We start from the raw sequence: 20,907 nt of genomic DNA on the forward strand, positions 1-20,907 counted from the left end.
AGAGATACCAAGACAAAATCTCTTCTTCAATACAGAGAAACCGATCCAGAAGTGGATCGGTTTTTTATTATACTGAGAAGGTGAAATTATGAAATATACAAATAAAAAATTTGATGAAAGTAAGTGTAACGGTTGCACTTGGTTAAAATATATTAATGAAACAACTTCTTATTGTTTATGGCCAAAGTGTATAAAACATAAATAATTTGGAGGAAAATTCCTTTCTATAGAGAATAAACAAAATAGGAGGAGAGAGTAATGAATAAAGAAAGGTTTAATAAATATTACAAGAATGAATCAGAATTCATATATACAGTATCAAAGGAACACCTTTATAACTTGAAAGAACTTATTTCTATACTCAATGATAATTATAAAAATAATAAGTGTTTGGGGATAGATAACTTATCAAATGATATCTTTCAATGGACATTATCTGAATCTTTAGTTTTAAAATCATATGCTTTATTAGAAAAAACTATGATAAAACTTTGTAGACTGTGTGAAACATTGCTTGAAATTGATTTAGGAGTGGAAGATTTATATGGTAAAGGTATAGTTAGATCTGCTACTTACTTAGAAAAAGTGATTGGTTTTGATAATGTGAAATCAAATAAATGGAATGAAATAAAACAGTGGGGAAGAATAAGAAATTTGATTATACATAATGGAGGAGAAGTTGATAATACTGAAGTTAATAAAATTAAAACTACTGTATATGTAGATGAAGATATATTTGGTAATTTTATAAGTATAGATTACAGGGATGTTTTGTCATTCATAGATGTTCTCGAAAGTTATTTAGAATATTTGTTTTCTCTAGAACCTAAATCAGACAAAAAATAAATAACATGGAGGATTATTCCTTTCTATGTAGAAGTTTGTAAGTAGAGGGGAGGTGATAGCATGAAACTTGGTTTAAGTGAAAATGAAATCAACCAAATATTAGAGAATAATGGAATTGCTAAAGGTGACATGGTCTCTGCTGAAAATTTAAGAAAAGCCATTTCCAAAGCAATAGAAGAAAACAACAAGAAAATTAGAGAAGATATAAGACAGGTAATAAATGAAGATACTAAAAAAGGTTTAAGAAAAAAAGGAATAGTTCCTCCTTTGTAGATTAGAACAATACATTTTAATTGTTAAATCCTTCCTAACTATATTATAATTAATATAAAAAGGAGGGATTTATTTTGGGTTTATTTAGTAAGAAAAATAAAGATGACAATGTGGTTAGTACACAAGTAAAGTTCTTTGATGGATTGGACTTATTCTTTAAAGGTGAATTAGTAGAATTAAGTTACAATAAAGAAGAAAAGAAAGTAATAATAGAGTCTAAGTTTAAGGATAAGAGGACAGGGGAAAAGAAGAAAGCTAACTTAAGTGTAGATAAGATTAAGAGAGCTGAGTTTTTAAATGAACAAGAAATAATAGAAAAACAAAAGAGTGTTGGAGGAAGAGCTGTAGTTGGAGCTTTAGCATTAGGTCCATTAGGAGCAGTAATAGGTGGAATGACTGGTATTGGTAAAAAAGAAAAGAAGGGTAAACTTAATCAATACATAATAATAAATTATGATGAAGATAAAGTTTTATCATTCGAATTACCACCTACTAATTTTAGTTTCATTAAAGTAATGAATGCAATAAATAATGATATAAAAGTTGAGAGTGAAATAGAACTATAAGACATCCAATAGGGTGTCTTTTTTATATGGAGAGATTATATGGCAAAGGAATGGGCTAAGTGGTTTTATAAGAGTAGAGCTTGGAAGAAGTGTAGAGCTGCATATATAAAGAAAGTAATTGGTATATGTGAACACTGTGGTAATCCAGGATATATTGTAGACCATATAGAGGAGATAACTCCAGATAATATTAATGATCCAGAGATAACATTGAATCATGATAACTTACAGTACTTATGTTTATCATGTCACAACAAGAAGACCTTTAAGAAGAAGGAAGCAACAAGAGAAGGATTGGTATTCAATGAGAGAGGAGAGCTGATCAAGGATGGATATTAGAGTAGTCTGTAATAAGTGTAGAAAAGAAGCTCCAATAGACAAAGAGAAGAGTAATCTAAATTGGAAGGTATATGATGAGAGTAAGTCTTGTAAGTGTGGAGGAGAATGGAAGATGATACTCCCCCCATAAAGAAGCAATATATTAATATTACAGGGACCGGTGGGGGTACAACCGTTTAACACACAGGTAATTTTCCATGAGGGGGGGCATAAAATAATGGCCAAACTTAGCAAGAAAAAACAAAACGAACTAATAGATGAAGAGATTAATAAAATGTTAGATTTATTTAAAGATATTTCTGAAGATAAAAAGGAACTTGCAATGAGATTAATTGAAAGAGTGGCTTTTATGACTATTACTCTTCAGATATTAGAAGATAATATTAAAACCAAAGGTCCAACATATAATTTTGTTCAAGGTTCTCAAAAAATGATTGTAGAAAATCCATCTCAGAAATCATATAACACAATGATTAATAGATATACTACTGCATACGATAAATTGATTAATCTACTACCTAAAGAACCAAAGGGGGATGTAGGAGATGGATTTGAAAAATTCGTTAATTCTAGAACCGACTAAATATCTGAGAAATGATCCTGATATTATTTTTGGAAAAATAAAACCTAGAATTAATGCTGATGGTCTTAAAGAATACCCTGAAAATTATAATCCCATATTAGAGTATTGGGAGCAAATACAAAGCAATAAAATAATAGTCTCAAAAAAAGTATATCAGCAGTATGAAGAAATAGTTAAATGGATAAATAATGATGGATATAAAGAATGGTTTTACTCTAGTAAGAGAGCTAATCATGTAATAGAATTTGCTGAAAATTTTTGTCGACACTCCAAAGGAAAATTAGCAGGTCAAAGAGTTGAACTGGAACTTTGGGAGAAAGCGTATATAGCAAGTGTTTATGGATTCATAGATATTGAAGGTAATAGAAAACATCAAAGAGTTATTCTTATTGTTGGAAAGAAAAATGGTAAATCTTTATTAGCTTCAATTATGGGTTTATATGGATTAATTGGAGATGGTGAAGGTGGTCCAGAAGTTTATGCAGTAGCTACCAAAAAGGATCAGTCAAAAATAATATGGCTTGAGTCTAAAAGGATGGTAAAAAAATCACCAGCTTTAAGAAAGAGATTAAAAACATTAGTATCAGAAATAAGTTTTGAACTCAATGACGGTGTATTTAAAGCCCTAGCATCTGACAGTGATAGTCTAGATGGATTAAATATTCATGTAGTACTTATGGATGAGTGGCATCAATGGAAAAATGGAAGAGCACTATACGATATAATGGCTGATGGTATAACTGCTAGGGAACAACCTTTAATAAGTATGACTTCAACAGCTGGGACTATAAGAGAAGATATATTTGATGAAATATATGAAGAAGCAGAAATCCAATTTAACAATATGAAATTAGGAAACGAGGTTGATGATAGGACCTTGTTTTTTATTTATGAATTAGATAAGAAAAGCGAATGGAGAAATGCAAATAATTGGATGAAAGCAAATCCTGGCTTAGGTACTATAAAGAAGTTAAGAGCATTACAAGATAAGTCTAAAAGAGTAGCGAATAATTTAAGATTAGAAAAAAACTTTGTCTGTAAAGAATTTAATATAAGAGAAACTTCAACAGAAACATGGTTAACATTTGAAGAATTAAATAATCCAGCAACCTATGATTTAAGCATATTAAAGCCTAGGTATGGAATTGGTGGTTCTGACCTTGCATCTACAACGGACCTTACTTGTGGAACAGTTATATTTATGGTTCCAAATGATTCTACAATTTATGTACTTCAGATGTATTGGTTACCTGAAGAATTACTTGATCAGAGAGTTAAAGAAGATAAGATCCCTTATGATATATGGCTAGAACAAGGATTATTGAGAACAACACCAGGTAATAAAGTTCATTATAAGTATGTAACAGAATGGTTCCAGGAAGTTCAAAATGAATATGATATCTACATTCCCTGGCATGGATATGATGGATGGTCTGCAGAGTATTATGTAGAGGAAATGAGGAATTACTTTGGAAAAGATGGTATGGAGCCAGTAATACAAGGGAAAAAAAGTTTAAGTGGACCTATGAAATCATTAGGAGCAGATTTAGCAAGTAAAAAGATAAATTACAATAATAATCCTATTTTAAAATGGTGTTTATCAAACACTTCTATAGATGTAGATAAAAATGGCAATATACAACCTGTTAAGACTAGTAATCGAAGAAGAAGGATAGATGGTACAGCTAGTCTTCTAGATGCTTGTGTAGCATTGGAGAGACATTATGAAGATTATATTAATTTAATCTAGAGGGAGGTGATCTATTGGGTATATTTAATAAGTTTTGGAATAAAGGAGTTACAGTATCGAGTTATAAAATGATAACAGATAGAGGTAATGGTTTTTATGCTTGGAATGGGAAATTATATCAATCTGATATTGTTAGGTCAGCTATAAGACCAAAGGCTCAAGCTATAGGTAAGATAATAGGAAAACATATAAGGAATGGTCCAGAAGGATTAAAAGTAAATCCAGAACCATATATGAAGTTTCTACTGGAAGAACCTAACCCCTATATGACAGGACAAATGTTACAAGAAAAACTTGCAATACAATTAGAATTAAACAATAATGCTTTTGCTTATATTGAAAGAGATGAAAATAATTATCCCATAGCTATATATCCTATTTCTGCTACAAGTAGTGAAGCTATACAAAGTGATCAAGGAATACTATATCTTAGATTCGTTTTGAATAATGGCAAAACAGTTACATTTAAGTATACAGATATCATTCACTTAAGAAAAGATTTTAATGATAATGAATTATTTGGAGACAATCCAGCTCAATCCTTAACACCTTTAATGGAAATTGTAAATACATCTGATCAAGGAATAGTTAAAGCTATTAAAAACTCTAATATCATTAAATGGTTACTTAAGTTTAATCAGACCTTAAGACCAGAGGATATAAAGAAACAAACTAAACAATTTATAGATGATTTTATGAATATTGAAAGTGAAACAGTAGGAGCTGCAGGTACGGATGCGAAAGTAGATGCTATACAAGTAGAGCCTAAAGACTATGTACCAAACTACAAGCAAACAGAGTCTACAGTAAATAGGATACATTCGTTCTTTAATACTAATCAAAAAATAATTCAAGGAAATTACAATGAAAATGAATGGATTTCATATTATGAAGCAAGTATAGAGCCTGTGGTAATGCAATTATCTGGTGAATATACTAGAAAGTTATTTTCAAGACGTGAAAGAGGTTTTGGAAATAAAATTATATTTGAGAGTTCTAATTTAACATTTGCTAGCATGAGTACTAAATTAGGATTATCTAAATTTGTGGAATTAGGAATATTTAATCCTAATGAATTAAGAGAAATTATGAACTATGCACCAAGAGAAGGTGGAGATGAGTATGTAAGAAGATTAGATACTAGACCTACAAGCGAGTAAAGGAGGTGAGTAGATGAGAAAAATCAATATTAAAGGTGCTATTGTAGATAATGATGAAAAATGGATTTATGATTGGTTTGAAATGGACTCCACATGTCCAAAAGAAGTGGAGGATGAACTTAATAAAGCTAATGGTGAAGAAGTTGAAGTCATAATAAATTCTCTTGGAGGAAGTGTATTTGCAGGATCAGAAATATATACCCTATTAAAATCTTATAATGGAAATACAATAGGAAAAATTGTTGGTGTAGCTGCAAGTGCTGCAAGTATAGCAGGAATGGGTGTAAATAAGTTGATGATTTCACCTACAGCGGAAATAATGATTCATAATGTTTCTGGAGGAATTAGAGGAGATTATAGAGATATGGAGCATGCAGCTATAATGCTAAAAGATTATAATAGTACAATAGCCAATGCTTATATGATTAAAAGTGGAATGGGTAAAGAAGAGTTACTTGATATGATGAACAAAGAAACCTGGCTTACTCCAGAAAAATCATTAGAATACAAATTAGTTGATGAAATCATGTTCATGGATAATAATTTAAAGCTATCAGCTAGTATTGGGGTCTCAAATATAATTCCTCATGATGTAATTAATAAAATGAGAAATATGAAAGATAAGTTTAATCCGACTATTGATAAGTCGGATATTTTTATGCAACAAAAAGCTCAAGCAAAACTGCAATTATTAAAATTAAAAGGAGAGATGTAAAGTGAATAAAGAAAAATACTTAAAACAGAGAAATGAGTTATTAACAGAGGTTGAGAATCTTATTAATGAAGGAAAGATTGATGAGTCTAATGCTAAGATGAAAGAAATAGAAGACTTAGACAATAAATATGAAGAAGCATCTAAAGCAAATGTTAATATGAATGCTTTAAAAGATAGAACTAAAGGGTTAAATTTAGAAAATAACTCTATAAAAGTGGAAGGGGGTCAAGTAGTGGACAATATTGATAATAAAGTACAACAAATCAATGATATAACTAATACATTTGAATATAGAAATGCTTTTATGAATTTCTGTAAAACTGGAGAAATGAATGAAACATTAAGGAATGTAAATGAAAGCACTTCTACAAGTGATGCAGGAGCAGTAATTCCTACTACCATAATGCAAGAAGTAATTAAAAAGATGGAGTCCTATGGCCAGATATTTAATAGAGTTAGAAAAACAAATATTAAAGGTGGAGTAGAAGTACCAATTTTATCATTAAAACCTACTGCTAAGTGGATTGGAGAAAACACTTCTTCTGATAGACAGAAAACACAGCTTAATACAAATGTTTCATTTAGCTACCATGGGTTGGAATGTAAGATAGCAATATCATTATTGACAGATGTTACTACTCTAGCAATATTTGAAAAGACTATTACAGATTTAATAGTTGAGGCTATGATTAAGGCTATGGATAAAGCTATAATCAAAGGAACTGGTGTAGGTCAGCCTAAAGGAATAACTGTAGATACTAGAATACCAGCAGAACAAAAAATAGAGTTATCACCAACTGAAATATCTAGTTGGAAGGGATGGAAAACAAAAGTATTTGCTAAGATACCTTTATCATATAGAGCTGGTGGATCATTCATTATGGCTGCAGGTACATTTGAAGGTCAAATAGATGGAATGGTAGATGATAATGGCCAACCAATAGGGAGAACAAACTATGGTATTACTAATGGACCACAAGAGAGATTTGGAGGAAGAGAAGTAATTTTAGTTGAGGATGATGTAATTGCTCCTTATGATTCTGCAGCTACTGGAGATATTGTAGCAGTATTCTGTAAGTTATCAGATTACTGTATTAACTCTAATATGCAAATAACAATGTTTAGATGGTTAGATCATGACACCAATCAGTATGTAGATAAAGCTATATTAGTAGCAGATGGTAAGATATTAGATCCTAATGGAGTAATTATAGTTAAGAAAGGTGCAGCAGTATAAGAGAGGGGTTAATCCCTTCTCTTTTTCTTATTGAGGGAGGTGTATCAAATGGCAAATGGAGATAAAGCTAAGAAATCAGATAAAGAGACAATTAAAGTAAAAGAAGAAGATAAGGTTATTGTTTTTAAGGCCAATAAACCTTTAAATAAGGAAGAATTTGAATTACTTTCAGATATAGTCAAATCTGAACATAAGAAATCAGGAGTAAAGATAGTTTTAATGCCTTATTCATGTGAAGTAGGTGAGTAGAAATGATTGAAGATGTAAAATTATCATTAAGAATAAAAAGCAATGCCTTTGATGCAGAAATTGAAGGATTAATAGATGCTGCTATATCAGATTTAAAACTATCAGGAGTTTTAGAGAATAAAATTAATACTACTGAAACAGATCCTTTGATTAAGAGAGCAGTAATTTTATATTGTAAAGCAAACTTTGGATATGATAATCCTCATGCAGAAAAATTTATGGATAGTTATGTAATGTTAAAGACTCATTTAACACTTTCCACAGATTATACGGAGGAAGTGGTATAGATGTGGGATGAAGTAATAGAACTGGGAAACTATATTGAAACTATAGTGCATGGAGAGGTTATACAAACTTTAGAATGGACCACTATATTTGCTAATAAAAAAAGTGTTAGACAATCAGAATTTTATGAAGCAAGAAATTTAGGATTAAAACCGGAGTTAGTATTTGAGGTCCATAGTTTCGAATTTAATAACAATGAAAAAATTAGATTTCCTATTGGAGTAAATGGGAAAGAATATGACATCATAAGAGCCTACGATAAGGGAGAAAAAACAGAACTAACAGTAACTAGTTTTACTGGGGGTGAAGTATAATGGCTAGAAAAGCCTATGAATTTGAGAGTAATTTAGACAAAATAATACCTAAAATAGAAGAAGCTCCTCATAGAGTATTTAATGAGATTGGTAAAGGAATTGCAAGGGAAGCAAGAACTAAAGTACCACGTAGAACTGGATATCTAAAAAAATCTCTTCAATATTGGGCTAGAAAAAAAGAAATGGACTTACAGATTGGATTTAAAATATTCTATGCTCCATTTGTTTATGACCATAATGATCCCATAAAGCCAGTGGTGATTAAATATAAAGACTTAATACAACAGTTATTAGCAAGAGCATTAAATGAAATAGGTAAGAGGTGACTATATGAATATAGATACTAATTTACTATCAGATACTGTATTAGAAGAATTGAAGAAATATCATCCTAGAGTATATAGAAATAGAGCACCTCAAAACCCTATTTTTCCTTATATTATTTATGTATTAGATAATCTAGTTGATAGTTTTCCTTCGGAAGATTATTACATCCATATTGATGTATATGATGATGGAAACAAATCAGTTAGAGCTATGGAGAATTTAGCTGATATTATTGATAACAATATAAATAATAAAGTATTAAACATCCCAGGATTAAATATTCATTTTAAAAGAGAAGGTAGACAGTTTGTAGGAAGTGAAGACTTAGGAGGAAAGAATTTAATAAATTTAAGATATAACACAAGAGTATATTTTAGATAGGAGGTAAGCATATGCCAAAAGTAACAGCTGAAAAGATATTATTAGGACATGGAGTAATAACTATAGGGGCAATACCAGTAGGACTTACTAGAGGTGGGAGTGCCTTTGTGGTAGAGAGAGAAATGAGACAAATTGAAGCAGATGGTGATAGAGGACCTGTTAAAGGGCGAATAGTAATTGACAGTGAAGTTGCAAAATTAACAGTAAAGGCTTTAGAATTATTTAATGCAGAAGATATGACGAAATATTATCCTGGTACATCATTAACAGAGTTGTCAACAGGAGATCCTCCTACTGTTACTGGTAATAAGTGGACTAGTACATTAAAAATATCAGAGGGAGATTATAATGACGTGACATGGACAGGCAAGACTAAGGATGGTAAATCAGTAGTCATAAAGTTAGAAAATGCTTTAAACATGGGGAATATAGAATGGACTCTAGAAGATAAAAATGAAGCAGTACCAGAATTAGAGTTTACAGCTACTTATGACGAGACAACACGAGATACTCCACCTTGGAACGTAGAATTTGCAGCATAGAGGGATTAAATCCCTCTTATTTTTTTATATATAGGAGGATGAAATAATATGATAATCAAAGAATTTGACTTAGAAGATGTATTCTTATTAAGTGAGATTATAGAAAAGATGAATTTAAATGTTGAGATAGAGAAGTATATGGATTCAAAGAAAATAATTGACTTCATTGAAAATAATGAAGAAAAAGAAAAACAAGAGGAACAATTGGGAAAAGAAATGTTCTTAAAAATGGGTTTAGATCTCGGAGTTAAATTTGTAAAGAGGATGCATAAAGCTAAAAAAGAAATCAAAAAGCTTATATCTGATCTTACTGGTAAACCTATGAAAGAAGTTTCTAAAATGAGTTTAAAAGAAATAAAAACATTCTTTATGGAGTTAGTTAAAACAGAAGGTTTTGAAGATTTTTTATCTCAAGCAGGGGAATAGACAAAGAGTTTATAGAGGATCTCCTGCTTAAGAGATATAGCAATATAGATTATGTATTTAAATTACCCCTTAGAAGGTCAATAAAGTTAATTAAAAAGGCACAAGAGGAAGAGCATAAAGAACATTATTATAGATTATATCTAGCAGTACTCCCTAATTATGATGAAAGCAATTTTGAAACTTTCGAGGATTTTTATGACAAAATTAAACCACAAAAAATTATAAAAGATAATAGAAGTAAAGATGAATTAATGAAAGAAATTTTAGAAATTACTCCTAAGAAAGGAGGTTAAGATATTGGAACTTTTTAGATTATATGGTTCAGTACTTGTTGATAATAAAGATTCTATTAAGAAGTTGAAGGAGTCTGATAAACAAGCAAGAGAAGTAAATAAGACTTTTAAAAACATGGGTAAAGCTATTAAAACTATGGGTAAAGTTGCAATAATGGGAGGAGCTGCAGCAGGAGGAGCTCTTTTAGGTATGGCCACAAAAGCATCAAAAACTGCAGATGCAATTCATAAAGGATCTCAACGAATGGGTATATCAATGAAAGCATACCAGGAACTAGAATATTGGGCATCTCAAAATGGTTTAGCACAAGAACAATTAGAAAAAGGTGTAGGTAGACTAAATCAACGAATGGGAGCAGCTGCAGATGGTAATAAAAAATACTCTGAAGCTTTAGAAAGACTAGGAATAAATATGGATGATGTTAAAAATGGTACTATTTCTACAGAAGATGCTTTTGCTACTGCAGTACAAACTTTATCTGGGATGAAAAATGAACAAGAGAAAGCAGCGCTTGCCACTGAAATGTTTGGAACTAAACTAGCAAGAGATATGTTGCCAGCTTTAAATGATGGAGCACTTAGCTTGGAAGATGCTAAAAAGAAAGCAGCTGAACTAGGTATTGTTATAGGTGATAAAGCTATAAATGATGGGGTAAAATTCACTGATACTATGGATAGTATGAAACGAAGTCTTGGAGGAATTGTATCAAAGATTGGACTTGCCGTACTACCAAAATTACAAGAGTTTTTGGATTGGATGGTAGTTAATGGTCCAGAAATTAAAGCAAAAATAAAAGATGCGATGGAAAAAGCAAGGGAAGTGACTGATAAGTTTAAGAATGCTTTAGGATTTTTAAAAAATAATGCAAATATACTAATACCTATTCTAAGTGGTTTATTAGGTGCATTGATAGCATTTAAAGTAATTACCACTATAAATGCAGCTATAGGCAAAATGAAAATTCTTATGGCAGCATGGAAAGCTAGTACTTTTGCTCAAACATTAGCACAACATGGTCTAAATGCAGCATTACTTGCCAATCCAATAGGAATAGTTATAACAATTATTGGAGCTCTTATAGCAATAGGTGTGGCTCTGTATATGAATTGGGATAAAGTGAAGTACTATGCTGGCCTTCTGTGGGATAAAATGAAAGCGGTAGGTAGAGGAATTAAAAATGTATTTATAGATATGAAGAATGGAATAGTCTCTGGTGTGTCTAGTGCGGTAGGTTATATTAGAGATAAATTTAATCAGGCTAAGGACTTTATAATGAGTCCAATTAGAACAGCAGTTAACTTTATTAGAGGTCAAATAGCAAAAATTAGAGGTTTCTTTAGTGGTCTTAAAATTAGTTTACCTAAGATAAAATTACCTCACTTTAGTCTTAAAGGGAAATTAGATCTTATTCCTCCGGGATTATCAGTTCCAAAGCTGGATGTTAAATGGTATGCAAAAGGTGGATATATGAATGAGCCTACTCCCTTTGGAATAGATGGTAATTCTATTCTTGGTGGTGGAGAAGCTGGTGGAGAAGGAATAGTGCCTCTTGAAGGTAAGCATATGTTCCCACTCGCTGAGGCAATAGCTAAGAGATTAAATAATAAAGCAAATGAAGTTATAAATAAAATAATATTAAATTTCTACCCTCAAAATATGAATGATGAAGAGCTAGAAAGAGCATTTAACTATGTAAATAAAAGATTTGGATTGGAGTTGTAATCTATGAAAAGTGCATATCTAATAAATGAATTAAACGAAAAATATAACCTTAGAAACTTTAAAGATACAACTCTAATTCAACGTTTAAATGGATTAGGATATGAGAATGAATTAAGTTATGTAAGGGTAGGGAATTATTATAAAAGGGACAATAAAGAGATAAAACAAGGTGAATTATCGGGGACGTTAGTATTTGACGATTACTTAAAATACCAGAATTTCATAGATTATATAGAAAGATCTCAAAACTTAAGGATTATATACAGACCTTTAGACACTGAATACTATAGAGATGTAGATTTTAAGGCTATAACAAATGTAATAAAGAATAGAGGTACAATAGAATGTGAGCTAGTATTATGTTGTAAAAGTTTATACTATACAGAGGATAATAAAAGGTTTGTAATTGAGGAAATGGAAGGAGAAAGTAGATACTCTATGCCATTTCCTTTTCAATTCAATGATTATTCATCTGTAGCAGTAGCCTATAACAATACAGGTCACATAGAAGGAGAGATTATAGCTGAGATATATGGATATACTCAAAAACCATCCATAGAGCTATATTTAAGAGATAAACTAAAATATAAAGTAGTTTTTGATATAACTATAGAAAAAGGTCAAAAGCTTATATATTCAGCTAGGAATGGTAACAATTATGTAGCTTTAGAAGATGAAGAAGGCAATCAAATAAATATTCCTAACTGTCTTAAATTAGAAAATGATAACTTTTTTAAGCTACCAACAGGATTTAGTAGACTTAAGATTACCAGTGATACCGGAAATATAAATAAAATAGTATTTAGAATAATTACTGCCTATAAGGGGGTGTAATATGCTATACATTTTATCTAAAGACAATTTAGAAATAAAAGATATAATTCAGGATAGTAGCTATGATATAAAGCAAGATATAAATTTGACTGGTAAAAGTGAGTTTAAAGTTGCAGAAAAGCTTTTAGCAAATGAAGGAGATTATATAATTCATAAAGATGAAGGATATAAAGGTATTATTGAAAACATAGAAACTGAGAAATATAGGATCACATATATAATACATGCAAATGAAATAGATAATATATTTGATAGAAAAGTAATACTAAGCAATGAAGAAATTATACTTAATACCGGAATAGAGGACTTTATTAAGAAAACAATAGAAGATAACTTTGTCATTTCTAATGATGATCTATTAAATAAAACTTATATTAATGTATCAGTATCTACTCATACTCCGATAAACGCAAGTATAGATACAAATGATGGAATATATAACCTTAGAACATATTTAGGTAATGTAAAAGAGAGATATGATATATATTTAGACTATAAGTTTAATAAAGATACACTTGATATTATAATATATAGATCTAATGCAGAAGTTTTAGAAGTAGATGCAACTATAGAGGATATAATAACATACCAAGAATTTTATAGTGTTGATGTGGTATCTAAAGTTACCGTATTATCAAAAGGAACTGGAAATACCTTTGATTATTTTCTACTAACTGATAGAACTACAACTACGGATAAGAATAATCCTAATCGTGCTAAAGGTAGTATTGAAGTAGAGACATGTGAAACTGATGATGAAGCATATCAAAAAGCTTTAGATACATTCAAAAGCAATTCATATCAACATAATATTGAGATTAACTTAACTAAAGATAGTATGATATATGATATTAATGACTTTTATATAGGGAGAAACTTAAAGATAAAAACTAATGATAACGGAATATACCATACTTTTGTTAGAGAAATAAATAAGAAATCAAACTCCAATATTTATATTGTAAAATGTGGCAATATGAAAGTGACATTAATTGAGAAGTTGAAAGGAGTGATTTAATGATAAGAGCAATAACATTTGATAAACAATTAATGAAAAGTGAAGATTTTGCCCATCAAATTCATCATATATATCAAGGAAAGATAGGAGTGAGTAAAGGGTGTGAAGTATCTACAGATATAGATGGAAATTTAGTTATATCTGATGGATACTTTTCTATTTATGGTAGATTACTTAGAAATGTAGGCGACACTATAATTGAAATTCCATCAGTTGCTAGTGGAATATTATACTCAGTTTTAGTATTTGAAATAGATTTAAATCAGGAAAATACATTGGATGTATTTAACCAAGGTACCTTTAAAATAATATCTGACCCATTTAACTATCCTAGTTTGACACAAGAAAATCTAGATGATAGTGGTAATCTATATCAAATGGAGTTTGCGAGATTTGAAAATAAAGTATCTGGTATTGAAAACATTCAAGATACTCGAACAATTTTAAAATTTCATTTGGCAGAAAGTATTTCAGGACTAAAAAATGTAATGATAGGATTCGGTGCTAAAAGAGATGGGGTTACAGATGATATAATTCCTATAAATAAAGCGTTAGCTGAAGGTGGAACTGTTTACATCCCAGGTCCTGGTACTTATTTGATTAGTGATAGTATGAAAATACCTTCCGATACGACTTTAATAATAGATCCTACAGCTACAATAAAATTAGCTAATGGTGCTAATTGCTATATAGTTAAAAATAGTGATTTGGTAAATGGAAATAGTAACATAACTATTATAGGTGGAAACTGGGATGGTAATGCTTTGAATCAAACTAGGGATTATTCTACTGGAAATATTTTAACCGGATATTATGGAATGGGTCTATTATTCTATAAAGTTAAGGGGTTAAAAGTTAAACATTTAAAAACCAAAGAAATTGAAGCATGGGGAATTGCATATCTTGATTGTGAAGATTGTATTTTTGACGATATAGAATTTGATCAACCTTTACCATCCCAAAATGGTGGTAAAGTGAACGGAGATGGTGTAACTGGAATAGGGAAAAATGTAATTATAAATAATATTAGAGGTTATTCAAATGATGATATTGTAGCTGTTTCTTCTGGAATTGCTACATTAGAAGGAATAGATACTGGACTAGTTTATGGGAACTCAGAAAATATTAAAATTACAAATATTTTCCCTAGAAAGAAAAATGGAACTAATGAATTAAGTATGAGAGGTATAGCTATATATTCAAAAGGAGGGGGAAAGGTCTCTAATGTAACTGTTCAAACGGTAAAAGGCTACTGTAAATGGGAAGTGATAAAAGTTCAAACTCCTATAGAATGGGAAACCACAGAAAAAAGTATTTTTGATAATTTAGTGTTTGAGGATATTGTTAAATTTGCTGATAATGGAGAAGAAAAAGTATCCGGATTTGGAGCTTTAATATTATTAGATAATGTTCATATTAAATCTATTACTTTGGATAAGATATTAAGACGTGAACTAGAAGCTGATTCAGATATAGAGAGAATATTCATTAAGAGTACCGAAACATCTATTGTTGATTCTATGAAGATATCAAATGTTGAATGGTATAATACCTATACTCCAGGAGACTCTATTATTTATGACTATGGTGAATTAAAAAGCTTGAAGTTTGACAACATTTATAATAATAACGGTGGATTGTACCATAAGATGAACAGTAACTCTATTATTACTGTAATAATGGGCAACGGTTATAAACATGAAAAGTCAGGGTATGGTGATATGAATGCAGTAGCAGGAGCTAAGGTTAGAGTTAGAAGTATGTTGGTAGTCGATAGATCTAAATTAACTCCAAGCAAGTTTGATTATATTATTGATGCTACTTTAGGATTACCTATTATTTATGATGGAGCTAATTGGCTTAGGATGGATGGAATAACAGTATAAAAACCTTCTTTGCAAATTTTTAGAATATATTAGTAAAAATAACTACAGTGTATTATAATATATTGTAGTTATTTTTACTTAGGGGGATAAATGGCATGGAGAATCAATTTACAAAAGAGGACACTAATTATCTAAAAGGCATAGCAATTTTCCTATTACTTTGGCATCACTTATTTTATAATGCAAATTATATAGAGTCATTTAGCTCTTTTAATATTGCAGAGATAATCTCATACTATAGCAAGGTATGTGTTGCAATATTTCTTATATTAAGTGGTTATGGTCTAAGTGAAAGCTATAGTAAGAAAAAATATACTCTTAGAACTTTTTACCTTAAATATTATAGAAAGCTTTATCAAAATTATTTATTAATGTGGATTCTTTTTGTACCTATGGGGATAGTCTTATTTAATAGAACTTTTGAAGTTGTATATGGAGACCATGTCATAACAAAATTATTTCTTAATATTTTAGGAGTACAAAGGCTTTTTAGCTTTAATGGTTATAATGCAACTTGGTGGTATATGAGTTTAGTTATAGGATTATATTTATTTTTTCCATTATTGAATAGATTAGTGAAAAAATATCCAATCTTATCTTTGTGTTTAAGTTATTACTTAATGTTTATTACAAGACATAAAGTTGGAAGTTTTGATCCTATCGGGTTATATGGATATTGGGTATTCCCTTTTATCATAGGAATATTTTGTTCTCAAAGAAAAGTTATTTCTAATATTACTAGTTTTAAAATAGGGAATAAATATATAAAGTTAATGATTTACTTAATTATATTGATACTCATAGTGTATTTTAGAAGATATGGAGTTAAGCTAATAAATGAAAAGATTGATGGTTTTTTTGGGTTGATTATAATACTCATAAGTTACGAATATATATCTAAAATAAAATGTTTTAAAAAAGTTCTAACCTTTGTAGGGATCCACTCTTTTAATATATTTTTATTTCATACATTTATATATGAGTATTATTTTAAAAGAATAATTTATTCATTTAAAAATCCACTTATAATTTTCAGTGTATTATTGGTAACTTGTATAATGATTTCTATAGGTATTGAAAGGTTGAAGAATATAAGATTTGAAAAGAGAAAGTATATTTTAATCTCAAAGAATAATTCATAATCAGTAAATTAATATTAAATAAATTAAGGACTAGGAATAGTCCTATTTTTATGTCCAAAAAAGGAGGAAGAAAATGAGTAATATATCGATTAAATTAATAGCTACAGGTATTATAGGTTTTATAGCAGGACTAATAGGAGGGTGGGATATGGTACTAGAAATACTTTGCATTTTAATTGTTGTTGATTATCTCACCGGGTTGGGAGTAGCTTTAAAGGAAAAGAAACTCAATTCAAGCATAGGCTTTTTAGGAATTCTTAAGAAAGCTATGATTTTCTTAGTTTTAATTTTAGCAGCTCAATTAGATAGGATAACAAATAATCAAGCTAATTTATTTAGAACTGCAACAGCTCTATTTTATATAAGCAATGAAGGTATAAGTATACTTGAGAATATAGGAAATATAGGAGTATCTTTACCGCCTTTCATTGTTAAAGTATTAGAGCAACTTAGAGAAAACTCTAGTAAAGGAATTATAGACGATATGAAAGAGAAGGTTAGAGAGGAAGGAGAGATATAATGTTTAGTGTAAACAATACTACATTCGACCCAGGACATTATGCAGGAGCTAATATTGCTCCTCGTTGCTCCAATAGATACTCAGAGGGGGATAATATGTTACTCTTAGGATTAGCGCTTAATAAAGAGTTTGGTAGTCCCCTTACCAGGTACAATGGTAAAGATGTAAGCTTTCCAAATAGAACAGCTATGGCCAAGAAAAATGGGAGCAAATATCTAGTATCTCTTCATACGAATTATCCAACTGATGGAGTAATATGTTTTATTTCTGTATCTAGGCCAGAAGATAAAATAGTAGCTGAGAAGATAGGCAAAACAGTAGCTAACAAACTAGGTATTCAATTTAGAGGGGTAAGAACTAGAAAAAACTCCTATGGCACTGACTACTATGGTATGATTAGAATTCCTCAGAGATATGGTATTCATGGAATTATAGTAGAACATGGTAGTCATAGAGAACACTGTTCTAATACAGACGAAAAAAGAAGATTAATTATTGAAGCATATCGAGAAGTATTTGAGGGGAAAACATCTACTAAAGATAATGGAATTAAAGAAAAATACAATAATGGTATTATAGATTTACCAGCTAAGGGATATTGGACCATTGCAGATAATGATAGAGAGATATCCTTTATGCAAGAAGAGTTGAATATCATAGGATATGAATTAGAGATAGATGGAAACTTTGGACCTAATACTTTAGAAGCAGTGAAAGAGTTCCAGGAATTTTATGATCTAGAAGTAGATGGTTATGTAGGTCCTAATACTGTAGAGAAAATTGGAGAAGTAGTTGAAGCGTTAGAAAAGAATGGAATAATAGATTTACCAGGTAAAGGTTACTTCACTACTAAAGATGAAGGATACGAAGTAAAGCTAATCCAGCAAACTTTAAAAGAGATAGGATTTAAGTTAGTTGTGGATGGTATTTATGGGAGTGAAACAAGAGGAGCTATAAAATTATTCCAAGCTAAGTATGGACTAAAAGTTGATGGGTATGCTGGAAAAGAAACTGTAAGAGCTTTAAATAATATTATCAAAGAAATCAATATTCCTACGAGAAGAGTAATTATTAATGGAGAGCAGATAGGGGCATTTAAGGTTACAGATAATATAGTAGAACAAGTAAAAGAGAATTTAGACAAAGCAGATAAAATAGAAATAGAGAAAGTAGAATAGATTCAATTGACCAGGGAGAAATCTCTGGTCTTCATTTAAAGAGATTTAAAAATAATGGAATAGAATTATTAACGTTGACAACAATCAATAAGAAAATAGGGGTTTAAAATAAAAAATTAATTACTAAAGTGAGGGGTATAAAATAAATACATAAATTATTAAATACACTTCATATTTATATTAATAAAGTTGAAATATTTTAGAAGAAGGTGTATAATATGACTAAGAAAATAGGAGGAATATGGAAAAAGAGGGAGAGAATTATAATGGGAGAGGTTTTAACATTACATACTTGGAATGAATCATACTTAAACAGCTTTAAAAATAAATGGGATTTATTTTTTATGAAATTAGTTACAAAGAGAGTATCTAGACTTCGAAGGATAAATAATGACTTACAAAATAATATTATGAGTTTCTGTGAAAAATCTAATAATATTCATGGCCCAAATTTAATTAAAGTGAATAATGGTCTAGGAGAAATTTTAGCTGAATTAGAAAAAGAAGGAATTAAAGATATATACTTAGAATCAATAACTAATTTAGAAAATGTATTAGATGAAGTTCAAATGAATTTGCTAAAAGTTAAGAAAATGATTCATAAACCAATTTATAAAGATATAAAAGAAAAGAGATTGTCTAGTCTTATTAATCAAACAAACAGAAATATAAATATAATTTTAGAAATTAGAGATAAAATAGATAAAATAGATAATATTACTCATGATAAACGCTTTCAGGTAGAAGTAAATAAGAAGTATAATAAAAATAAAAAAATACTATTAGCTCTAAGTTTTAGCTTTCTTATTATTAGTTTCTTTAACTTTGATTTCTTACCGGCAATTATATCTATTGGCACCTCTTTAATGTGTTTTATAGCTTATATAGGTATTTATGTTAATAGAAGTTATATATGTAAAGAGCTTATGAATACCTTTAACAATGATTTATGTCAGGATACTAGGGGTTGATTTTTGTGACTGAAGAATCTAAGGATAACTCTCAAACACAAGGTAAGATTAACGCTTTTTTTGGAGGAACAGGAGATTTAATAAATCATACAGGGGATTATGCACAAAAGACTAATGCTACCTCTATAATGAGCTTTAGTATGTATATATTTTTAATATATGCTGTTCTAATATGTGCACTTGCCCTTATACCAGGAGACAATCTACCTAAATATGTAGCTATGGGAATTGTATCGGTAGTATTGTTAATTATATTTATAATGAATTTGAGCCATCATAAACAAACTTATATACTTGAGCATAGACGGGAGAAGAAACTAAAAGAAAAAGAATCCTCTGTTTTAGTTAATAAGAATATTTTAGCGGAAATTGATTAATATGGTTATCAAAGTAAAGAAATGAACCAAGTTAAAACTTGGTCTTTTTTTATGTCTTTACACCGAACGTTTGTTCTGATATAATTTAATAAAAATATATGTTCGGGGTGATATTATGGTTGATCATGAATTAAAGTATTCTCTTCAAAATCATAAAATAATTTCTATTATGTATATGAAAGGATTAGAGATAACACAAAGAAGAATACAGGTATTAAAAATAGATAAAGGTATTATTAAAGCTTTAGATATAGATAAACAAGCTATAAGAACTTTCAAAAAAGAAAATATATTAGCAGCAATGAACATGACTATAATTAATGAAAGTAGAAGTGGAAAACATGAGAGTTATTAATAAATCAGTTGATATGATTGCTATATTTAATAAAGATGGAACTATCCGGCCATGGAAATTTAAGTTTGATAATGGAGATGAAGAGATCAAAATCAAAGTAGATACTCTTCAATTTTCAGATAAGATTAAACATTGTGGTCGGATTATACATACATATAGATGTCAGTCAAATATTAATAATACACTAAGAGTTTATGAATTACATTACATAGGAGATAAAATGGAATGGTATTTATACAAGATATAGAGGGGGATAAATTATGCTTACTAAAAAACAATTAGTAGTATTAAAAGGGATAGATGATCTAATAAAAGAAAATAAATATAGTCCTACTGTTAGGGAAATTGGAGAAAAGGTTGGATTAAAGTCTTCAAGTTCAGTTCATACTTATATTAAGAAATTAGAAGAAAAAGGGTGTCTTAGTAAGGTAGAAGCTTCAGGGAGATCACTTGTGATTACTGAAAGAGGACAAATGGCATTGAAGTTAATCAATAATTAAACCAGGATATTAATCCTGCTCTTTTATTAATAGAATTATATAATAAATTCTAGATAATTTAGAAAATTAAAAGGGAAAATCAAGTTTCAAATTGAAATTAATATGTAACTCTATAAA

29 protein-coding genes are annotated in these 20,907 nt (G+C 29.6%); all 29 read left to right on the top strand.

Annotation, left to right across the window (positions count from 1 at the left end; all coding sequences use genetic code 11):
* Positions 1–258 precede the first annotated feature (258 nt).
* Positions 259–846, top strand: coding sequence for a hypothetical protein (locus GOQ27_RS07000; RefSeq protein ID WP_203366130.1), 588 nt, complete (start codon positions 259–261; stop codon positions 844–846).
* Between the two features lie 60 nt (positions 847–906).
* Positions 907–1,119 carry a hypothetical protein gene (locus GOQ27_RS07005; protein ID WP_203366131.1) on the top strand — a complete coding sequence of 71 codons (213 nt, stop codon included), beginning with the start codon at positions 907–909 and terminating at the stop codon, positions 1,117–1,119.
* Between the two features lie 74 nt (positions 1,120–1,193).
* Positions 1,194–1,685 (top strand): hypothetical protein, encoded by a 492-nt coding sequence (locus GOQ27_RS07010; RefSeq protein WP_203366132.1) that lies wholly within the window; start codon positions 1,194–1,196, stop codon positions 1,683–1,685.
* Positions 1,686–1,724: 39 nt separating this feature from the next.
* Entirely contained in the window at positions 1,725–2,024 is a 300-nt protein-coding gene (locus tag GOQ27_RS07015) for an HNH endonuclease (protein ID WP_203366133.1), read from the top strand.
* Positions 2,014–2,154, top strand: a complete 141-nt coding sequence (locus tag GOQ27_RS07020; RefSeq protein ID WP_203366134.1) for a hypothetical protein — start codon at positions 2,014–2,016, stop codon at positions 2,152–2,154. The genes GOQ27_RS07015 and GOQ27_RS07020 overlap by 11 nt, the downstream gene beginning before the upstream one ends.
* A gap of 87 nt (positions 2,155–2,241) precedes the next feature.
* Positions 2,242–2,607 (top strand): hypothetical protein, encoded by a 366-nt coding sequence (locus GOQ27_RS07025; RefSeq protein ID WP_203366135.1) that lies wholly within the window; start codon positions 2,242–2,244, stop codon positions 2,605–2,607.
* Positions 2,570–4,357, top strand: coding sequence for a terminase large subunit (locus GOQ27_RS07030; RefSeq protein ID WP_203366136.1), 1,788 nt, complete (start codon positions 2,570–2,572; stop codon positions 4,355–4,357). The genes GOQ27_RS07025 and GOQ27_RS07030 overlap by 38 nt, the downstream gene beginning before the upstream one ends.
* Before the next feature lie 14 nt (positions 4,358–4,371).
* Positions 4,372–5,517, top strand: coding sequence for a phage portal protein (locus GOQ27_RS07035; RefSeq protein WP_252187770.1), 1,146 nt, complete (start codon positions 4,372–4,374; stop codon positions 5,515–5,517).
* A 13-nt stretch (positions 5,518–5,530) separates the two neighbouring features.
* Positions 5,531–6,232, top strand: coding sequence for a head maturation protease, ClpP-related (locus GOQ27_RS07040; RefSeq protein ID WP_203366137.1), 702 nt, complete (start codon positions 5,531–5,533; stop codon positions 6,230–6,232).
* 1 nt (position 6,233) lies between these two features.
* Positions 6,234–7,469 carry a phage major capsid protein gene (locus GOQ27_RS07045; RefSeq protein WP_203366138.1) on the top strand — a complete coding sequence of 412 codons (1,236 nt, stop codon included), beginning with the start codon at positions 6,234–6,236 and terminating at the stop codon, positions 7,467–7,469.
* A 48-nt stretch (positions 7,470–7,517) separates the two neighbouring features.
* Positions 7,518–7,718 carry a hypothetical protein gene (locus GOQ27_RS07050; RefSeq protein WP_203366139.1) on the top strand — a complete coding sequence of 67 codons (201 nt, stop codon included), beginning with the start codon at positions 7,518–7,520 and terminating at the stop codon, positions 7,716–7,718.
* A gap of 2 nt (positions 7,719–7,720) precedes the next feature.
* Complete coding sequence (locus GOQ27_RS07055) at positions 7,721–8,005, top strand: head-tail connector protein (protein ID WP_203366140.1); 285 nt, start codon at positions 7,721–7,723, stop codon at positions 8,003–8,005.
* Entirely contained in the window at positions 8,006–8,317 is a 312-nt protein-coding gene (locus GOQ27_RS07060; protein ID WP_203366141.1) for a phage head closure protein, read from the top strand.
* A complete protein-coding gene (locus GOQ27_RS07065) occupies positions 8,317–8,643 on the top strand; it encodes an HK97 gp10 family phage protein (protein WP_203366142.1) in 327 nt (108 codons plus the stop codon). The genes GOQ27_RS07060 and GOQ27_RS07065 overlap by 1 nt, the downstream gene beginning before the upstream one ends.
* Before the next feature lie 4 nt (positions 8,644–8,647).
* A complete protein-coding gene (locus GOQ27_RS07070) occupies positions 8,648–9,025 on the top strand; it encodes a hypothetical protein (RefSeq protein WP_203366143.1) in 378 nt (125 codons plus the stop codon).
* A gap of 11 nt (positions 9,026–9,036) precedes the next feature.
* Positions 9,037–9,567 (top strand): hypothetical protein, encoded by a 531-nt coding sequence (locus GOQ27_RS07075; protein WP_203366144.1) that lies wholly within the window; start codon positions 9,037–9,039, stop codon positions 9,565–9,567.
* Between the two features lie 48 nt (positions 9,568–9,615).
* The gene (locus tag GOQ27_RS07080; RefSeq protein ID WP_203366145.1) at positions 9,616–9,993 is read left to right on the top strand and encodes a hypothetical protein; all 378 of its coding nucleotides are present in this window, start codon (positions 9,616–9,618) and stop codon (positions 9,991–9,993) included.
* Between the two features lie 297 nt (positions 9,994–10,290).
* Complete coding sequence (locus tag GOQ27_RS07085; protein ID WP_203366146.1) at positions 10,291–12,009, top strand: phage tail tape measure protein; 1,719 nt, start codon at positions 10,291–10,293, stop codon at positions 12,007–12,009.
* 3 nt (positions 12,010–12,012) lie between these two features.
* Positions 12,013–12,843, top strand: a complete 831-nt coding sequence (locus GOQ27_RS07090) for a phage distal tail protein domain-containing protein (RefSeq protein WP_203366147.1) — start codon at positions 12,013–12,015, stop codon at positions 12,841–12,843.
* Between the two features lies 1 nt (position 12,844).
* Positions 12,845–13,861: a hypothetical protein gene (locus GOQ27_RS07095; protein ID WP_203366148.1), complete on the top strand. Its 1,017-nt coding sequence runs from the start codon at positions 12,845–12,847 to the stop codon at positions 13,859–13,861.
* Positions 13,861–15,747 carry a glycosyl hydrolase family 28-related protein gene (locus GOQ27_RS07100; RefSeq protein WP_203366149.1) on the top strand — a complete coding sequence of 629 codons (1,887 nt, stop codon included), beginning with the start codon at positions 13,861–13,863 and terminating at the stop codon, positions 15,745–15,747. Before GOQ27_RS07095 ends, GOQ27_RS07100 begins: the two co-directional genes overlap by 1 nt.
* Positions 15,748–15,842: 95 nt before the next feature.
* Entirely contained in the window at positions 15,843–16,889 is a 1,047-nt protein-coding gene (locus tag GOQ27_RS07105) for an acyltransferase family protein (protein WP_203366150.1), read from the top strand.
* Between the two features lie 73 nt (positions 16,890–16,962).
* Complete coding sequence (locus GOQ27_RS07110) at positions 16,963–17,409, top strand: phage holin family protein (RefSeq protein WP_203366151.1); 447 nt, start codon at positions 16,963–16,965, stop codon at positions 17,407–17,409.
* Positions 17,409–18,587 (top strand): N-acetylmuramoyl-L-alanine amidase, encoded by a 1,179-nt coding sequence (locus tag GOQ27_RS07115; protein ID WP_203366152.1) that lies wholly within the window; start codon positions 17,409–17,411, stop codon positions 18,585–18,587. Before GOQ27_RS07110 ends, GOQ27_RS07115 begins: the two co-directional genes overlap by 1 nt.
* A 218-nt stretch (positions 18,588–18,805) precedes the next feature.
* A complete protein-coding gene (locus GOQ27_RS07120; RefSeq protein WP_203366153.1) occupies positions 18,806–19,558 on the top strand; it encodes a hypothetical protein in 753 nt (250 codons plus the stop codon).
* 5 nt (positions 19,559–19,563) lie between these two features.
* Positions 19,564–19,935: a hypothetical protein gene (locus GOQ27_RS07125; protein WP_203366154.1), complete on the top strand. Its 372-nt coding sequence runs from the start codon at positions 19,564–19,566 to the stop codon at positions 19,933–19,935.
* Between the two features lie 115 nt (positions 19,936–20,050).
* Positions 20,051–20,290 (top strand): hypothetical protein, encoded by a 240-nt coding sequence (locus GOQ27_RS07130; RefSeq protein ID WP_203366155.1) that lies wholly within the window; start codon positions 20,051–20,053, stop codon positions 20,288–20,290.
* Entirely contained in the window at positions 20,256–20,537 is a 282-nt protein-coding gene (locus tag GOQ27_RS07135) for a hypothetical protein (RefSeq protein WP_203366156.1), read from the top strand. The genes GOQ27_RS07130 and GOQ27_RS07135 overlap by 35 nt, the downstream gene beginning before the upstream one ends.
* Before the next feature lie 13 nt (positions 20,538–20,550).
* Positions 20,551–20,790 carry a LexA family protein gene (locus tag GOQ27_RS07140; RefSeq protein WP_203366157.1) on the top strand — a complete coding sequence of 80 codons (240 nt, stop codon included), beginning with the start codon at positions 20,551–20,553 and terminating at the stop codon, positions 20,788–20,790.
* Positions 20,791–20,907: the final 117 nt, after the last annotated feature.

The organism is Anaeromonas frigoriresistens (assembly GCF_016820655.1).
Classification (GTDB): Bacteria; Bacillota; Clostridia; order Tissierellales; family SIT17; genus Anaeromonas; species Anaeromonas frigoriresistens.

Excerpts from the sequence above, each read along its gene's own strand:
- GOQ27_RS07000 (WP_203366130.1), top strand. The coding sequence starts at position 259 with ATGAATAAAGAAAGGTTTAATAAATATTACAAGAATGAATCAGAATTC.
- GOQ27_RS07005 (WP_203366131.1), top strand. The coding sequence starts at position 907 with ATGAAACTTGGTTTAAGTGAAAATGAAATCAACCAAATATTAGAGAAT.
- GOQ27_RS07015 (WP_203366133.1), top strand. The coding sequence starts at position 1,725 with ATGGCAAAGGAATGGGCTAAGTGGTTTTATAAGAGTAGAGCTTGGAAG.
- GOQ27_RS07020 (WP_203366134.1), top strand. The coding sequence starts at position 2,014 with ATGGATATTAGAGTAGTCTGTAATAAGTGTAGAAAAGAAGCTCCAATA.
- GOQ27_RS07025 (WP_203366135.1), top strand. The coding sequence starts at position 2,242 with ATGGCCAAACTTAGCAAGAAAAAACAAAACGAACTAATAGATGAAGAG.
- GOQ27_RS07030 (WP_203366136.1), top strand. The coding sequence starts at position 2,570 with ATGGATTTGAAAAATTCGTTAATTCTAGAACCGACTAAATATCTGAGA.
- GOQ27_RS07040 (WP_203366137.1), top strand. The coding sequence starts at position 5,531 with ATGAGAAAAATCAATATTAAAGGTGCTATTGTAGATAATGATGAAAAA.
- GOQ27_RS07050 (WP_203366139.1), top strand. The coding sequence starts at position 7,518 with ATGGCAAATGGAGATAAAGCTAAGAAATCAGATAAAGAGACAATTAAA.
- GOQ27_RS07055 (WP_203366140.1), top strand. The coding sequence starts at position 7,721 with ATGATTGAAGATGTAAAATTATCATTAAGAATAAAAAGCAATGCCTTT.
- GOQ27_RS07060 (WP_203366141.1), top strand. The coding sequence starts at position 8,006 with ATGTGGGATGAAGTAATAGAACTGGGAAACTATATTGAAACTATAGTG.
- GOQ27_RS07065 (WP_203366142.1), top strand. The coding sequence starts at position 8,317 with ATGGCTAGAAAAGCCTATGAATTTGAGAGTAATTTAGACAAAATAATA.
- GOQ27_RS07070 (WP_203366143.1), top strand. The coding sequence starts at position 8,648 with ATGAATATAGATACTAATTTACTATCAGATACTGTATTAGAAGAATTG.
- GOQ27_RS07075 (WP_203366144.1), top strand. The coding sequence starts at position 9,037 with ATGCCAAAAGTAACAGCTGAAAAGATATTATTAGGACATGGAGTAATA.
- GOQ27_RS07080 (WP_203366145.1), top strand. The coding sequence starts at position 9,616 with ATGATAATCAAAGAATTTGACTTAGAAGATGTATTCTTATTAAGTGAG.
- GOQ27_RS07090 (WP_203366147.1), top strand. The coding sequence starts at position 12,013 with ATGAAAAGTGCATATCTAATAAATGAATTAAACGAAAAATATAACCTT.
- GOQ27_RS07095 (WP_203366148.1), top strand. The coding sequence starts at position 12,845 with ATGCTATACATTTTATCTAAAGACAATTTAGAAATAAAAGATATAATT.
- GOQ27_RS07100 (WP_203366149.1), top strand. The coding sequence starts at position 13,861 with ATGATAAGAGCAATAACATTTGATAAACAATTAATGAAAAGTGAAGAT.
- GOQ27_RS07105 (WP_203366150.1), top strand. The coding sequence starts at position 15,843 with ATGGAGAATCAATTTACAAAAGAGGACACTAATTATCTAAAAGGCATA.
- GOQ27_RS07110 (WP_203366151.1), top strand. The coding sequence starts at position 16,963 with ATGAGTAATATATCGATTAAATTAATAGCTACAGGTATTATAGGTTTT.
- GOQ27_RS07115 (WP_203366152.1), top strand. The coding sequence starts at position 17,409 with ATGTTTAGTGTAAACAATACTACATTCGACCCAGGACATTATGCAGGA.
- GOQ27_RS07120 (WP_203366153.1), top strand. The coding sequence starts at position 18,806 with ATGACTAAGAAAATAGGAGGAATATGGAAAAAGAGGGAGAGAATTATA.
- GOQ27_RS07130 (WP_203366155.1), top strand. The coding sequence starts at position 20,051 with ATGGTTGATCATGAATTAAAGTATTCTCTTCAAAATCATAAAATAATT.
- GOQ27_RS07135 (WP_203366156.1), top strand. The coding sequence starts at position 20,256 with ATGAAAGTAGAAGTGGAAAACATGAGAGTTATTAATAAATCAGTTGAT.
- GOQ27_RS07140 (WP_203366157.1), top strand. The coding sequence starts at position 20,551 with ATGCTTACTAAAAAACAATTAGTAGTATTAAAAGGGATAGATGATCTA.